Here is a 15,005-nt window from a genome sequence, read left to right on the forward strand (position 1 = left end):
ACCGTGAGCCACCCCTACGGCGGCGCGCCCGAGCCCGGCGAGCAGCCGCCGTACCAGCCCTACGGCTCCGCGCCCTACGGCGGCAGTCCCTACTCCCCGCCGGGTGCCTCTGCCACTGGACATGGCACCGACGGCGTCTCGATCGCCGGCTTCGTGCTCAGCCTGCTCTGCTGCACCAGCGTGGTCGGCCTCATCCTCGGCATCGTCGGGCTGAGCCGCACCAAGGACGGCGTCCGCAGCGGCCGGTGGGCGGCGGTGTCGGCCGTCGTGATCGGTGCCATCGGGACCCTCGTCTTCGCGGGCAGCATCGTCTCCTTCGTGTGGTTCGGGACCAGCACGGTGCTCATCGACAACGCCGACGTCGGCCAGTGCGTGGACATCGACGAGGTCGGGGACGGACCCGACGCGACGATCTGGGACAAGGACTGCGACGAGCCCCACGACGCGGAGATCGTCGTCGCCGACAACCTCACCTCGAGCGAGGCCGATGTGTTCGACGCCGACGAGCCGGACCCGGTCTGCGCCGACAGCCTCGACGAGGACTACCGGAGCGCGCTCGACTCGGGCGACTACGAGCTCGGGGTCGTCGTCGAGTCGGACGACCCGGACCCCGGCGACCCGTTCGTCTGCTACCTGCAACGCACGGACGGCGCTGACCTCGACGAGTCGATCGCCGACTGACGAGGGGCTGGGCGTGAAGGATGAGTGACAAGCCGCCGGAGGGCCTGACCCCGCCCGGTCCCGGGATGGACCCCACGCCCGAGTCGTCGCAGGGGCGGGCGACGCCCAGGTCCGGCGGGATGTCGCTCGAGGACTGGCTGGCGACCCAGCAGGCCGTTGGTCGGCCGCCGACGACGACGCGGATGCCGGCGCCCGTCGAGCGGTTCAACGCGAGCACCTCGCGCAAGATGGCCGGTTGGGCGCTCACCCTCTCGCTGCTGTTCTGCATCCCGTTCGCGTTCCTCGTGGCGATCGGCCTCGCGATCGCCGTCCTCGTGCGCGCCGCCGACGGCGGCGACCACGGCAGGGGCAGGGCGATCGCCGCGCTGGTCATCTCGGGGCTGCTCGTGATCGCGAACATCGCCTACGTCGTGGTGGTCGTGGTCAACGGCGTCGACACGACGGAGCGCGACGAGGACGGTCGCGTCACGGAGGCCGGGACGGTCACGCTCGACAAGCTCCGGGTCGGGGACTGCTTCAACGAGCCCAGGCTCGACGACATCCCGACCGACGGCTCGGATGGCGAGGCGTCCGCAACCGTGACGGTCGTGCCGTGCGCCCAGGAGCACCAGGCCGAGGTCTACCACATCATCACGCTGGAGAGTGACGACTACCCGGGCCAGAAGGCGCTCGACCGCCGTTCGCTCGACTGCTACACCGCCTTCAAGGACTACGTCGGCATTGCCTACCGCCGGTCGAAGCTCGACTTCGTCATGCACTTCCCCTCCAAGATGACCTGGCGTTTCGGCGATCGCACCATCCTCTGCAGCCTGGCCCGGCCGGACGCCGGCAAGTTCACCGGAAGTCTCCGCGGCTCCCGGGAGTGACGGACGGCCTCAGCCCTTCGTCTCCTCGCGAATGGTGTCGCGGACGATCCGCTCCCGGTCCGGGGCGTCGTTGGTGCGACGCGACCGCAGGCTGGTGCCCTCGGCCTGCAGGCCGCGCACGCCGTCCTCGATCACGAACGTCGCCCGGGTGAACGCGGCCGCGCCCGGCTCGCTGACCTTCGGGACGCAGCGGAAGCGCGCGGTGAGCGCGTCCGGGGTGATCGTGGTGCTGACGTAGCCGCGCAGGTTGGTCCAGAACCGCAGGTTGGGGTTCCACGCCGCCCACGGGTGCGTGCCGGTCGGCTCGTCGTAGCCGTCCCCGCCGGAGGAGATCGACGACGTGATCAGCTCGGAGCCGACCACCGGTGAGGTCGGGTCGGCGACGTCGGCGTACACGTCGGACGCCCAGTGCGCGTGGACGTCGCCGGTGAGGACCACGGGGTTGCGGACGCCGGCGTCCGTCCACGACCGGACGACGCGCTGCCGGGTCGCCGGGTAGCCGTCCCAGGCGTCCATCGACACGGTGGTCGCCGCTTCCGGGTCGCGGTCGCGCCGGCCGAAGAAGACCTGCTGGCCGAGCAGGTCCCACCCGGCTTCTGAGGCGGCGAACCCCGACGCCAGCCACTGCTCCTGCTCGCTGCCGAGCAGCGACCGCGACGGGTCGGCCGCTTCCGGGCAGTCCTTGTAGCCGTCGCCGCACGCCTGGTCCGAGCGGTACTGCCGGGTGTCGAGCATGTGGAACGTCGCGAGGCTGCCCCAGTGCACCCGGCGGAAGAGCTGCAGGTCCGGCCCGCTCAGCACCGACGTGCGACGCAGCGGGAGGTTCTCGTAGTAGGCGCGATACGCCGCTGCCCGCCGCTCGAGGAACCCGGGCTGCTCGACCGCCCGGTCGGCGAGGTCGTCGGCGTAGTTGTTGTCGACCTCGTGGTCGTCCCACACCACCAGCCACGGCGCGGCGGCGTGCGCGGCCTGGAGGTCAGGATCGGTCTTGTACTGGGCGTGCCGCTGCCGGTAGTTGGCCAGCGTCACCGTCTCCGGTCCGGCGTGGTGGCGGCCGATGCCGTCGCCGGCGCCCTCGTACTGGTAGTCCCCGAGGTGCAGGACCAGGTCCGGTCGCTCGTCCGCCAGCGCGCCGTACGCGGTGAAGTAGCCGGCCGGGAGGTTCGAGCACGAGGCGAACGCCATCGTCATCGACGGTACGACGGCGCCCGGGGCGGGTGCCGTGACGCTGCGGCCGACGCCGCTGGTCCAGGCGCTCTGGCGGAACCGGTAGTAGTACTCGCGGCCGGGCTTCAGGCCGGTCACCTCGACGTGGACCGCGTGCGCCCACGCGGGTGAGGCCGTGGCGGTGCCGGAGCGCACGACGTCGGTGAACCGCTCGTCGGTCGCGACCTGCCACAGCACCTCGTAGCTGCGCGACGGCATCCCGCCGAGGCCGTCCGGCTCGAGCGGCGACGGCGCGAGCCGGGTCCAGATGACGAAGCCGTCCGGCAGCGGGTCACCCGAGGCGACGCCGAGCGTGAACGGGTCCCGGCGCAGCGGCGCCGCAGCCGCGGTGGCGCGGGTGTCGAGGAAGCCGATCGGCCCCGTGACGGCAACGGTGGCGGCCCCGGTGAGGACACCGGCCCGCAACATGCTTCTCCGAGTGGAACGCATGACGGGAGCCAATCGTGGTGGGGCGTCCGGACGTCGACGCGTGCGTGAAGAGTCCGTGACCGGATCGAGGTCGGACCATCGGGTACCGCCCGGCCATGACTGCAGACGAGAGGATGGAAGCGATCCAGGCCGTTGTCGACCGGGTGACCTCGTGGCAGGACGGAGCGCCCGAGGGCACCGTTGCCGACGAGCTCCGCCGCGGCGCCGACGAGGTCGGCGTCGAGATGAGCGACGACGAGATCCGCCGCCTGGCCGACGAGATCGAGAACCGGCACGCCGCCGTCTCGGCGGCCGAGGTGCTGGGCCGGTCGAGCTGACCCGACGCTCCGACTGACACGCCGGCCCTCGCGCCCGGCGTGTCAGTCGCGCTCGTCCTCCGCCCGCTTCTCCGCACCTGTCTCGAGGTACCCCGCGTCGTCCCCGCCGGCGCGCCCGACGAAGGTGTCATTGGGGCTGGTGCCCGTCGTGCTGTGCGGGTCGACGCCGGTCTCGTCGGGCTTCCCGCCGGTGTCCTCCGGGAGGCCGGACTGGACGGCAGCCGCGTCGTCGCGCGGCTCGGGCTCGGTGGCCGGGGCGTCGCCGAGAAGCGCCCGGAAACGTGACCAGAGGGACATGCGATCCTCCTTGCCAGGGACGCCGGACAACCGGTCGGCGCCGGGGTCCTCCTCTCCGAGGACTACCCCGCCTGTCGCAGGGCATCCCGGTATCCGCCGACCCGGCCGTCGGTGCCGGTCGTCTGCGTCCGCATCCGAGGCAGGGCCTGCGGATGGTGCGCTTGGACCCAGTCGAGAAGCTGCTCGCGCAGGTCGCACTTGAGGTCCCACGCGGACGACGCGTCCGCAGCGGACGCGGTGATCCGCACGACCATCGTCAGCTCGGTGTTGTCGGTGACCTGGAGGACCCATTCCCGGCGGTCCCAGAGCGGGTTCGCCTCGACCAGCTCCCGGGTCTTCGTGCGGAGCTCACCGACCGGCGCCGACGGGTCCAGGTGCAGCTCCAGGGCGGCCAGCACCCGCGACTCGGACCTGGTCCAGTTCTCGAACGGCGTGGTCGTGAAGTAGGTCGCGGGCAGCACGAGTCGCCGCTCGTCCCAGAGGTGCACCACGACATAGGTCAGGGTCAGCTCCTCGATGCGCCCCCACTGCTGCTCGACGACCACGATGTCGTCGTACCTCAGCGCGTCGGTGAAGACCAGCTGCAGGCCGGCGAACATGTTGCTGAGCGTCGTCTGGGCCGCCAGGCCGGCCACGATGCCGACCAGGCCGGCCGAGGCCAGCACCGAGGCGCCGTACGTCCGCATCGTGTCGAACGTCATCAGGGCGGCGGCCAGCCCGATGATCGTGACGAGCACGGCGGTCAGCCGCCGGATGATCCCCAGCTGCGTGCGGACCCGCCGGGCGCGACGGTTGTCGCGGACGTCCACCTTGACCCGCCGCAGGACGCCGTCCTCGACGAGGAACGCCACACTGGCCACCAGCCAGGACACCGCACCGATGGTCGCGATCACCAGTGCGTGCCGGACCGGACGTTGCACGTCGAGCGGCAGCCCCGCGGAACCCACCGCGGCGAGCTCGCTCGCCGAGACCAGGGTCGCCAGCCAGGCGAGGTGGCACCGTTCATGCGCTCGGAGGAGGAACGGCCGCCGGGCCACGCGGGCGGCGAGCGCCAGCGCCCGGCCGGAGAGCCATCCCACTGCAACAGCACCTGCGAACGTGCCCAGAAGTACCAACGTCGGTCGTGCGGCCAGCAGGTCGAGCATGGATCCCTTCGGTTGGGTGTTCGGTCAGCGCTTCAGCTCTCGTCCGTACCCGATGCCCCACGGTGAACACGGGCGGCCTCCGCGTGAGGACCCTCACGGCACTGCTGACTCCCAAGTCCCCGCACCGTCAGGAGGCGCCCGTCGGCACGATGCGCGTCCGCCCCCTCCAGACGCCGTGCTCGGAGAGCGGACGGAAGCGGTAGGTGGCGAACTCGTGGTGGAAGTCGCGCCGTCCTCGTTCGGCCATCGCGGAGGCGTGCCGGTCCGCACCTGGCACGGCGGAGCGGCCGCGCACCATCTCCTCCATCTCGCGCACGGTGCGCCAGACCGAGAACGTCGCGATCGTGCGCGGCGGCCGGAAGGCCGCGAGCGCGAGCGTGGTGCCCGGATGATCGCGGACCAGTCGTTCGACCGGCTTGCCCCACCGCAGGAACCGGGGAACCTCCCTCAAGCGCATTCGCGCGAGCGTGAACGCGACGACCGGCTCGTCCTGCTCCCACGCGCCGGCGCGCGCCGGCAGGCCGGGCAGCGCAGCCAGCGTCGACCACCGGCGCAGGTACTCCAGGCGCACGTGCCAGCCCTGGGAGAGGTGGCGGCCGAGGGGGTCCGCCGTCAGGAAGCGGTCGACGGCATCTTCGTCACGCCACTGCGCGAAGACGGCCAGGCGACGCAGCTGCATGCGGTCCGGCGACAGGGTGGGCGCCCCGAGCCGCATGAGGGCCATGCACTCGCCATGGTCGAGCCCGGGCGCGGCGGTGGCGGACGGCGGACTCATCAGGGCTCGGGCGCTCACGGAGCGCGGGACCTCGGCGAGGTGGAAGGTGTGGACGGTCACGACGCGCGCTCGAGCTTGTAGTGGAGGCGCACTGCCGGCGCGTTCCAGAGGCGCAGCTCGTGGTCCGTGCGGAGCACGCCGTGCTGGTCCAGGTAGACGCGAAACCGCTCGTGCAGCGGCGCCCGGGCGGCGTAGTCCCGGCGGTCGCGCACGACGACGTACGCGCCGTCCTGTCCGAAGCGGCCGGGTGACGACTCCAGGACGAGCGCACCGTCGTCGTCGACCGTGGGACGCAGGAACACCTGGACGTTGCCCGACTCGAGAGGAAACGCGACGTGCACGCTCGGGCGGCTGGCCCCGGGCAGGGTGCGCGCCGAGTAGCTGCCGCTGAACACGCGCCGCCCGCTGCCGCGCAGCGTGCGCACCCACGCGGCCGCGACCTGGGCGCCGTGCCGGTCACGGATCAGCGTGACCTCGCTGTCCATGCCGTGGGCCACGTCGAGGGGCCGCATCGGGAGGGCCAGCTGCTCGACCCGGCGACCGAAGAGGCGGGCGACCAGCTCCCCGGCGGGCCAGAACAGCGGCGACCAGCCGGTCCACGCCTCCATCTGCCAGGCCGCCGTGTGCTCGTAGAAGTCGCGGATCTCCGGCCGCAGCCGCCCGGCGTCGAACCCGGGCCCGTCGAGCATCGCCATGGAGGGCAACAGACCGGCGTGCGCGTCGGCCCGCACCGGGACGCCCCCGTGCCGCACCGCCTCAGCCTGCACCCACTCGTCGGTGACCCGCGGCGAGCCGCTCATCGGTGCCTGCAGCCACCTCTCGCGGCCGTCGAGGTCGGCCTCCCGGCCGGTGAACCTCCAGAACTTCCGGGACCCGAGGTCCAGCACGTGACGCACAGCGGTGAATCCTGGCACACCACCAGCGGGCTACACCGGGGTGAGCGGCAGCAGCTTCTGGCCGGTGGGGCCGATCTGGATCTCGGTGTTCATCTCCGGGCACACGCCGCAGTCGTAGCAGGGGGTCCAGCGGCAGTCCTCGACCTCGACGTCCGACTCCCCCGAGGCGACGGCGAGTGCGTCCTCCCAGTCCGCCCACAGCCAGTCCTTGTCGAGGCCGGAGTCGAGGTGGTCCCACGGGAGGATCTCGTCGTAGTCGCGGTCGCGGGTGGTGTACCAGTCGAGGTCGACACCGGTGCCCTCGAGCGCGGCCTCGGCGGCAGCCACCCAGCGGTCGTAGGAGAAGTGCTCGCTCCACCCGTCGAAGCGGCCACCGTCACGCCACACGGTCTCGATGATCCGGCCGACCCGGCGGTCGCCGCGGGACAGCAGTCCCTCGATGATGCCGGGCTGCCCGTCGTGGTAGCGGAAGCCGATCGCGCGTCCGTAGCGCTTGTCGGCGCGCACCGTCTCGCGCAGCTGACGGAGGCGGCGGTCCGTGGTCTCGACGTCGAGCTGCGCGGCCCACTGGAACGGCGTGTGCGGCTTGGGCACGAACCCGCCGATCGACACCGTGCAGCGGATGTCGTTGCGGCCGGAGACCTCGCGGCCCTTGGCGATCACCTTCTTCGCCAGCTCGGCGATCTGCAGGACGTCCTCGTCGGTCTCGGTGGGGAGACCGCACATGAAGTAGAGCTTCACCTGCCGCCAGCCGTGGGAGTACGCCGTCGCCACGGTGCGGATCAGGTCCTCCTCGGTGACCATCTTGTTGATCACCTTCCGCATCCGCTCGCTGCCGCCCTCGGGCGCGAAGGTCAGGCCGGAGCGCCGGCCGTTGCGGGAGAACTCGTTGGCGAGGGTGATGTTGAAGGCGTCGACCCGTGTCGACGGCAGCGACAGCGAGACGTTCGACCCCTCGTAGCGGTCGGCGAGGCCCTTGGCCACGTCGCCGATCTCGGTGTGGTCGGCAGAGCTCAGCGAGAGCAGGCCGACCTCCTCGAAGCCGGTCTTCTTCACGCCGTTGTCGACCATCGCGCCGATCGTCTCGATCGACCGCTCGCGCACCGGCCGGGTGATCATCCCGGCCTGGCAGAACCGGCAGCCACGTGTGCAGCCGCGGAAGATCTCGACGCTGAACCGCTCGTGCACGGTCTCGGCGAGCGGCACCAGCGGGTTGGCCGGGTAGGGCCAGGAGTCGAGGTCCATCAGGGTGTGCTTGCGCACCCGGTCGGGAGCCCACGGGCGGTTGGGGACGACGGCCGCGATCCGCGCTCCGTCCTCGGGGGCGTCGTACGACACGTCGTAGAACTGCGGCACGTAGACACTGCCACTGACGGCCAGTCGCCGGAGCAGCTCGAGCCGCCCACCGGGCGACCCCTCGCCCTTCCACTCCCGCACGACCTCCGAGATCGCGAGCACGACCTCCTCTCCGTCGCCGAGCACGGCGGCGTCGAGGAAGTCGGCGATCGGCTCCGGGTTGAACGCGGCGTGCCCGCCGGCGATCACGATCGGGTGCTCGTCGGTGCGGTCGACGGCGTGGATCGGGATCCCCGCCAGGTCGAGCGCGTTGAGGAGGTTCGTGTAGCCGAGCTCGGTCGAGAAGCTGACGCCGAACACGTCGAACGCCCCTACCGGGCGGTGGCTGTCGACCGTGAACTGCGGGATCCCCTCGGACCGCATCACGGCCTCCATGTCGGGCCACACCGAGTAGGTGCGCTCGGCGAGGATCCAGGGCCGCTCGTTGAGGACCTCGTAGAGGATCTGGACGCCTTGGTTGGGCAGGCCGACCTCGTAGGCGTCGGGATACATGAGCGCCCAGCGCACCTCGACCGAGTCCCACTCCTTGCTCACCGAGTTGAGCTCGCCGCCGACGTACTGGATCGGCTTCGAGACCGACAACAGGTGCGGTTCGAGGCGGGGGAAGAGGGACGCAGGCATGGGACCCGATTTTACGGCGCGGATGGCGTCCACGCCTCATCGCGGCCGAAGCGGGCCAGCAGGTCGTGCTGCGGATCCCCGGTGAGCGGGGCCTGCGGGCCGACAGCCCCGGCGTGGCGGTACATCTCCTCGCGGGAGGCGAACCACTCGGACAGGGCGGCCACCAGCTCCGGCGAGATCCGCGCTTCGGCGCCGATCGCGACGGCGAGGTCCCAGCCGTGGACGAGGTGGTCCGCGGCGAGCTGCCAGACGTACTCGTCCGCCCGCTCCTCGCCGTACGACAGGTGCACGGTTTCGCGACGCGGCAGCAGGTCGCCCACCGCGAGTACTGCCGCGTCGGCGGCAGTGCGCGCCGTCGCGACCGGGTCGGCGCCGAGCACGTCACCGTCGAACCGGTCGCCGACCTCGTCGAGCGTGCGGCCCTCCATCAACGGGACGGTCCACAGGTCCTCCCCCGCGACGTGGTTGACGAGTGCCCGCACGTCCCAGTCCGCGCACGGCGTCGGGTCCGCCCACTGGTCGGGTCCCACGGCGTCGACGCACATGGTCCACCAGTCGACCGTGCGGCGGTGCATGTCCTCGGTGTCCATCGACCCATGGTGCGCCCACGGACCGGCCGGCGCCAGGGTCGGCGCCGGCCGGTGCGGGTCAGGCGATCAGCTCACCGACGTGTCGTCGATGACGAACGACGTCTGCAGGCTGGAGTCCTCGGTGCCGGTGAACTTCACCGTCACCGTCTTCCCGGCGTAGGACGCGAGGCTGAAGGACTTCTGCACGTACGACGTGTTCTCGTTGAGGTTGGAGTACGTCGCCAGCGTGGTCGTCACGCCCCCGGACACGATCTGGACCTTGAGGGTGTCGTAGGCGACCGAGCCGGTGGTCTCCGCCGAGTCGATCCGGACGTAGAACGCCAGAGTCTTCGTGCCGGTCGCCGGCAGCGTGACGCTCTGGCTGAGCGTCTCGGTGGTGCTCGAGCCGTAGCCGTTGAGCCACGCCTTCCACGAGCCGGTCCGGGCCGGGCGGCTGGTGGAGCTCGTGATCACGCCGGAGGACGCGGTCCAGCCGGTGTTGCCCGACTCGAACCCGGGGTTGAGCAGCAGGTTGCCCGACGGCGGGGGCGGCGGGGGCGGGGTCGTGCCGCCCTCGAGCGTGTAGAGCAGCCGGTTCGGCGAGCCCGTGCCGGGGTTGGTGACCTTGCCCGTGGTCGCGTTCGTGGTCAGCCACGACGCGACCGTCGCCGGCGACGCCGAGGTGTGGCCCTGGAGGTAGAGCGCCGCGGCGCCGGCGACGTGCGGGGTCGCCATCGACGTGCCGCTGATCGTGTTGGTCGCGGTCGTCGAGGTGTGCCATGCCGAGGTGATGCCCGAGCCGGGAGCGAAGATGTCGAGGCAGGAACCGATGTTGGAGAAGTCCGACCGGGCGTCGCTGCTCGTGGTCGAGCCGACCGTCACCGCGGCCGCGACACGCGACGGCGAGCCGTTGCACGCGTCGGCGCCGTAGTCGTTGCCGGCCGCGACCGCGTAGAAGACGCCGTCGTTGATCGAGTTGTTGACCGCGGTGTCGAGGGCGCTGGAGACGCCGCCGCCGAGGCTCATGTTGGCGACTGCCGGGCCGCTGGTGTGGTTGGAGGTGACCCAGTCGATGCCGGCGATGACGCCGGAGTCGGTGCCGCTGCCCTGGCAGTTGAGCACGCGCACGGGGATGATCGTGACGCCCTTGGCGACGCCGTACGTCGTCCCGCCGACCGTGCCGGCGACGTGGGTGCCGTGGCCGTTGCAGTCGGTGGTGCCCCGGCCGTCGCTGATGGCCGAGTAGCCGGCCGCGGTGCGGCCCGTGAACTGGTTGTGGGTCGTGAGGACGCCGGTGTCGATGACGTAGGCCTTCACCCCCGAACCGGTGGCGTCGTAGTGGTAGGTCTGGTTCAGCGGCAGGTCGCGCTGGTCGACCCGGTCGAGGCCCCAGGTGGCACCGGTCTGGTCGGCGTCGATCGAGACCTCGCGGTCGACCTCGATGTAGGCGACGGCGGGGTTGGCGCGCAGCGCCTCGACGGCGCGGTCGGGCAGCCTCGCGGCGAAGCCGTTGAGGGCCGCCTTGTACTGGTGGACGACCTTGCCGCCGTTGTCGACGGCGCTGGCCCGGGCGTGACCGGCTGCCGTACGTGACGCCTGCGGGTTCAGCACGACGATGTAGCGACCGTCGATCGCCCCCGGCGCGGACTTCCCGATGACCGGCGCGAGGTCGTCGTTCTGAGCCACGAGGGGCTGGTCGGTCAGCGCAGCCGGGGACCCGGGCGCTGCTCCGGACGAGGCGGCGCCCCCGACGAGGGCACCTCCGGTCGCGACCGCCACCGCTGCTGCGACGATCGCCCGCGTGATGACGCGGGCTGTTGCTGTGGACATGTGTGTCACCTTGGTGTTCCGTGCAGCCCTGTGGGGCTGCTGCCTCGGGTGCCCGATCGGGCACCCTCGCGGACCGTAGTGACGCCGGAGCACACCCGCCTACGCTCAACTTCTTGCACTGCAGGTAACTGCACCAGGGCGCGGTCTCTACACTCGGCCGCGCCATGAGCACCTGCCGCCTGACCGCCGCCGTCGCTGCCGTCCTGTGCCTGGCGACCGGCTGCACCGGCACCGAGGGCCCACCGGCCGACCCCGACCGGGTCGTGGTCAACCCGCCGGCAGAGGGCGAAGGCCACACCCACGCGCCGGGCGAGACCGACGCCGGGCCCATCGGCGACGGCACCCGCGCGACTGCCGGCGGCTACCGGCTCGACGCCGTGCGCCTGCCGGGCCGGGCAGGAGCGCCGGGAGACGTCCGGTTCCGGGTGCTGGGTCGCGACGGGCGGCCGGTCACCGACTACGTCGAGGAGCAGACGAAGCTGCTGCACCTGTACGTCGTACGCACCGACCTCGCGGTCTTCCGGCACCTGCACCCGGTCCTCGACGACGGCACCTGGACGGCCCGCGCCGACCTCGGGGAGCCGGGCGACTACCGGGTGATCACGGAGTTCCGGCCCGCCGCCACCGAGCGGCCGGTGCTGCTCGGCACGACCGTGACGGTGCCCGGGCGGTGGCGGTCCGCCGGCGTGCCGCCGGCCGGTGAGCAGACGAGCGACGACGGGGTGGTCCGCGTGGCCGCGGTGGGCCCCGGCGAGGTCGGCCGGGACGGACGGCTCCGGCTGGCCGTCACCGACGTCGACGGGAACCCGCTGACGCTGGGCAGCTATCTCGGCACCTCCGCGCACGTGACCGGCTTCGTGGTCGGCAGCGGCGGCTTCGTGCACGTGCACCCCTACGGCGCGCCCGAGACCACGCAGGACGGCACGGTGCTGACCTTCCACACCGCGTTCGAGGAGGCCGGCGACTACCGCTTCTTCGTGCAGGTGCGGGTCGACGGCTTCCTCCACACGGTGCCCGTCACCGTCCCGGTCAGCTGACGTCGACGGTCAGCGTCGTGACCGGGTTCTCGAACTCGTCGACGCGGAGGCTCACCTGGACCTCCCACGCCCCCGCGGACGGGAACGTGACGTCGGCGAGGTAGGTCCCGGCCCCCGTCGGCGTCACCGGGACGGTGCCGAGGTCCAGGTCTCCGGACCTGAGGGAGACCTCGGGACGGGCGTGGAGGTCGACCGGCTCACCTGCCAGGTCCTGGACCTGCACCGTCAGCTGCCGCTGTCGTCCCGTGCCCGCGTCCAGCACCGCGAGGACCTGGAGGTCCCCCGCGACGGCGCGCCCGACGGCGGTGGCTGTCGCGGCGGCCGTGGTTGCCGGGTCCTCGCGCGGCGGCTGCTCGACCAGGAAGCCGGTCACGCCGAGCAGACCCACCAGGAGGACCGCCTCGACGGTGACCGCGCGGCGGACGGCGTACGTCCCCCGGCGGCGCGCCTCGTGGGCGCCCTCGCTGACGCCCGGCAGCAGCCGGAGGCGGTTCCACGCGGCGACGGCGACGACGACGAGCGCGATGCCGACCTTGACCAGCAGCAGCCGGCCGTAGGTCGTGTCGACGAGCCCGCTCCAGGAGCCGAGGATGCGCCAACCCAGGAGGGCCCCCGCGACGGCCAGGACCGCGAGCAGCCCGGCGGCGACGGTCGAGAACCGGCTGAGCAGCAGTGCCCCGTCGCGCTCGCGGCCCGCGAGTGACGGGATCGTGAGGACGAGACCGACCAGGCCGCCCAGCCAGACCGCGCCGGCGCTGAGGTGGAGGGCGTCGGTGAGGACGAGGAGGGAGACCGGCTCGTAGGCGCGGGTATGGCCCACCAGCGCCGGCGACCAGACCGCGAGGCCCGCGCCGAGGTCGCCCGCCAGGGACGGGGTCGGGCGGCCGGCGAGCGCGGCCGCCAGGCCGAGCCCGACGACCTGGAGCACGAGCACCGTGAGGTCGTCACCCACCAGGGCCGGGTCGAACGAGCCCGGCTCGAGCACGCCGCCGATGCCGGCTCCGCGCTGGTAGGCGCCGGACACGGGTACGGCGATCGCGGCCACCGTGACCGCGGCCGCGGCCGAGACGCGGAGGAGCCGGAGCAGGCGTCGGCGTACGGACTCGTGGAGGCGGATGCCACGCGACGTCCAGGACAGGAAGATCGTGAGGCCGGCGGCGAGCAGGAGGGCGACGTACGACAGCCCCTGCACGACACTCGCGACCGCGCGCATGGCGGTGTCGTCAGTCGCCGGTGCGTCCCGCGGCGGGGAGACCGACTCGCTCGGCGCCCCGAGGTGGAAGGTCAGCGACCCGGCGATCGGGTGGCCGTCCGTGGAGACCACCCGCCAGGCGACGACGTAGGTGCCGTCGGCGAGGTCGTCGGGCAGCTCGGCCGTCACGACCTCGTCCCGCGCAGTGGCGTCGACGTCGAGCGGCTCTCCCGTGGCGTCGTAGGCCTGGATGCCGTCGTCCACCACGGACACCGGCTCGTCGTAGGTGAGGGTGACGACCTCCGGCGCCTCCTGGAGGACCTCGCCCTCGGCGGGGTCGGACGAGACCAGCGAGGCGTGCGCGGACGCCGGTGCGGCCGCCGAGCCCACGAGGAGCCCGGCGAGCAGCAGCGTCGTCAGCGCACGCCTCATCGGTCAGGCCCTCCGGCTCCGGGCGAGCGCGAGACCACCCAGAACGACGCCGAGGATCCCGGCGCCGAGGCCGGCGAGCGCGAGGCCGCCGCCCTCCTCGACCTCCTCCTCGTCGGTCGCCTCGACCCGACCTGCAGGCTCGTCGGCCGCGGTGATCGTCACCAGCGGCGCCGGGTGCTCGAGGGCCTCGGCGTCCTGGCCGTCGGCCGCGACCTCGGTCCAGCCGGTCACCCCCCGCTCACAGCCCTGCACGACCGGGAAGGCGAGCGTCTCGCCCTCCGCGTCGGGCAGCTGGAGAGACAGCTCGAACGTGTCGCGCTGGCCGTCGGGCAGCGGGGTGCGGGCGGTGTAGACGACCTGCGCGACCCGCTCCGTGACCTTGTTGCCGTGCCCGTCGGTGATCGGCTCCTCCAGCCGGTCCATCACCTTCTCCACGTTCCAGTAGGGGTTGCGGGTCGGGGTGACCGCGTAGATCCCCGCCGGCAGGTCGATGGCGACGCGCGTCGTCGGCGAGCCGTCGCAGCCGTGCGGGACGCTGAAGGTCAGCACCGTGTAGGCGCCGGCGCCGGTCGCGCTCGGCGTGACGCTCACATGGGCGGCTGCCGGCGCGGCCATCAGCGCGATGGCAGTGAGTGCGCCTGCAGCGGGCAGGACTGTACGTCGGATGTGCATGGATGTTCCTTGTCGTCAGGATCGGGTGCGTGCGGGCGGGCGCGACCCACCCACCGATCCGGACAGGGTTCGGTCAGGCGGTCGCGAGCGACCGCGCGGGTGGCCCGCGGGTCGGCCCCGCCACGACGTCGCGTCCGACGAGCGCGACCGCGACTCGCCACGCGGCGACCCGGGTGCGGTGCGGCGTCGGCAGCGAGGGGGTGTCCGACCAGCCGAGGAGCACGTCGACCGCACGGCGGCGCGCGATCCACACGACGGCCGCGACAGCGCCCGCAGCCAGGTGCGCCAGGAGCATCGGCCACGACAGGCCGAGCAGCGCGTCCGCGCCGGCACCGTGGGGGTGGAGGCCGCCGCCGCTCGTGAGCTGGACCAGCCATGCGTGCATGACCACCTGCAGCCCGACCAGCGCGGGCAGCACGAGCCGGACCGGCGCCCGGCCGCGGAGCACGACCAGGCCGGCGGCGTACGCCGTCGCGGCGATCGCCAGCAGCCACCCCGCCGACGGCAGCTCGCCACCGGCCGTGGTGTGCGCGATCGCGAGCGCGGTCGTCGTCTCCGCCGCTGACAGCCCTGCGGACAGGCGCACCCCGGACCGGGGCACCTCGCGCAGGATCAGCACCCGCTCATCATGCCGGACCACCGGCCGGCGGCAGGTGCCGGCCG

The 15,005-nt window shown here is 72.6% G+C and carries 15 protein-coding genes; 4 read left to right on the forward strand and 11 right to left on the reverse strand.

Translation table 11 applies throughout. The features are described 5' to 3' along the window. Window positions 1-3: 3 nt before the first annotated feature. Window positions 4-681, forward strand: coding sequence for a DUF4190 domain-containing protein (locus F0U47_RS17905; protein WP_149751845.1), 678 nt, complete (start codon window positions 4-6; stop codon window positions 679-681). Window positions 682-701: 20 nt separating this feature from the next. Further along, window positions 702-1,547, forward strand: coding sequence for a DUF4190 domain-containing protein (locus F0U47_RS17910; RefSeq protein WP_149751846.1), 846 nt, complete (start codon window positions 702-704; stop codon window positions 1,545-1,547). Between the two features lie 9 nt (window positions 1,548-1,556). Here the strand turns inward: F0U47_RS17910 and F0U47_RS17915 are convergent, their stop codons facing one another. Continuing rightward, the gene (locus tag F0U47_RS17915) at window positions 1,557-3,203 is read right to left on the reverse strand and encodes an alkaline phosphatase D family protein (protein ID WP_149751847.1); all 1,647 of its coding nucleotides are present in this window, start codon (window positions 3,201-3,203) and stop codon (window positions 1,557-1,559) included. Between the two features lie 95 nt (window positions 3,204-3,298). On the opposite strand from F0U47_RS17915, the gene F0U47_RS17920 reads away from it, so the two are divergent. Further along, window positions 3,299-3,520 carry a hypothetical protein gene (locus F0U47_RS17920; protein WP_149751848.1) on the forward strand — a complete coding sequence of 74 codons (222 nt, stop codon included), beginning with the start codon at window positions 3,299-3,301 and terminating at the stop codon, window positions 3,518-3,520. Between the two features lie 42 nt (window positions 3,521-3,562). Here F0U47_RS17920 and F0U47_RS17925 read toward each other — a convergent pair whose 3' ends face one another. The 7 genes from F0U47_RS17925 to F0U47_RS17955 form a co-directional block, all read right to left on the reverse strand. Continuing rightward, complete coding sequence (locus F0U47_RS17925) at window positions 3,563-3,817, reverse strand: hypothetical protein (RefSeq protein ID WP_149751849.1); 255 nt, start codon at window positions 3,815-3,817, stop codon at window positions 3,563-3,565. 62 nt (window positions 3,818-3,879) lie between these two features. Next, a complete protein-coding gene (locus tag F0U47_RS17930; RefSeq protein WP_149751850.1) occupies window positions 3,880-4,896 on the reverse strand; it encodes a mechanosensitive ion channel family protein in 1,017 nt (338 codons plus the stop codon). 193 nt (window positions 4,897-5,089) lie between these two features. Continuing rightward, window positions 5,090-5,797: a hypothetical protein gene (locus F0U47_RS17935; protein WP_149751851.1), complete on the reverse strand. Its 708-nt coding sequence runs from the start codon at window positions 5,795-5,797 to the stop codon at window positions 5,090-5,092. Continuing rightward, on the reverse strand, window positions 5,794-6,633 hold the full coding sequence (locus F0U47_RS17940; protein WP_149751852.1) for a hypothetical protein: 840 nt from the start codon (window positions 6,631-6,633) through the stop codon (window positions 5,794-5,796). Before F0U47_RS17940 ends, F0U47_RS17935 begins: the two co-directional genes overlap by 4 nt. A 30-nt stretch (window positions 6,634-6,663) precedes the next feature. Next, window positions 6,664-8,610, reverse strand: coding sequence for a TIGR03960 family B12-binding radical SAM protein (locus tag F0U47_RS17945; protein ID WP_149751853.1), 1,947 nt, complete (start codon window positions 8,608-8,610; stop codon window positions 6,664-6,666). Between the two features lie 11 nt (window positions 8,611-8,621). Then, window positions 8,622-9,200, reverse strand: a complete 579-nt coding sequence (locus F0U47_RS17950; protein WP_149751854.1) for a TIGR03086 family metal-binding protein — start codon at window positions 9,198-9,200, stop codon at window positions 8,622-8,624. Between the two features lie 66 nt (window positions 9,201-9,266). After that, window positions 9,267-11,009, reverse strand: coding sequence for a S8 family serine peptidase (locus F0U47_RS17955; protein WP_149751855.1), 1,743 nt, complete (start codon window positions 11,007-11,009; stop codon window positions 9,267-9,269). A 164-nt stretch (window positions 11,010-11,173) separates the two neighbouring features. Between F0U47_RS17955 and F0U47_RS17960 the strand changes: the two genes are divergently transcribed. Beyond that, on the forward strand, window positions 11,174-12,046 hold the full coding sequence (locus F0U47_RS17960; protein WP_149751856.1) for a DUF8832 domain-containing protein: 873 nt from the start codon (window positions 11,174-11,176) through the stop codon (window positions 12,044-12,046). Here the strand turns inward: F0U47_RS17960 and F0U47_RS17965 are convergent. The 3 genes from F0U47_RS17965 to F0U47_RS17975 all read right to left on the reverse strand — a co-directional run bounded on the left by F0U47_RS17965 (window position 12,039) and on the right by F0U47_RS17975 (window position 14,961). Beyond that, the gene (locus F0U47_RS17965) at window positions 12,039-13,670 is read right to left on the reverse strand and encodes a copper resistance CopC/CopD family protein (protein ID WP_149751857.1); all 1,632 of its coding nucleotides are present in this window, start codon (window positions 13,668-13,670) and stop codon (window positions 12,039-12,041) included. The genes F0U47_RS17960 and F0U47_RS17965 overlap by 8 nt on opposite strands. A gap of 3 nt (window positions 13,671-13,673) precedes the next feature. After that, entirely contained in the window at window positions 13,674-14,342 is a 669-nt protein-coding gene (locus F0U47_RS17970; RefSeq protein ID WP_149751858.1) for a YcnI family copper-binding membrane protein, read from the reverse strand. Between the two features lie 73 nt (window positions 14,343-14,415). Continuing rightward, on the reverse strand, window positions 14,416-14,961 hold the full coding sequence (locus F0U47_RS17975; RefSeq protein ID WP_149751859.1) for a hypothetical protein: 546 nt from the start codon (window positions 14,959-14,961) through the stop codon (window positions 14,416-14,418). Between the last annotated feature and the right edge of the window lie 44 nt (window positions 14,962-15,005).

The sequence above is a fragment of the Nocardioides antri genome (genome assembly GCF_008373765.1).
Lineage (GTDB): Bacteria > Actinomycetota > Actinomycetes > Propionibacteriales > Nocardioidaceae > Nocardioides > Nocardioides antri.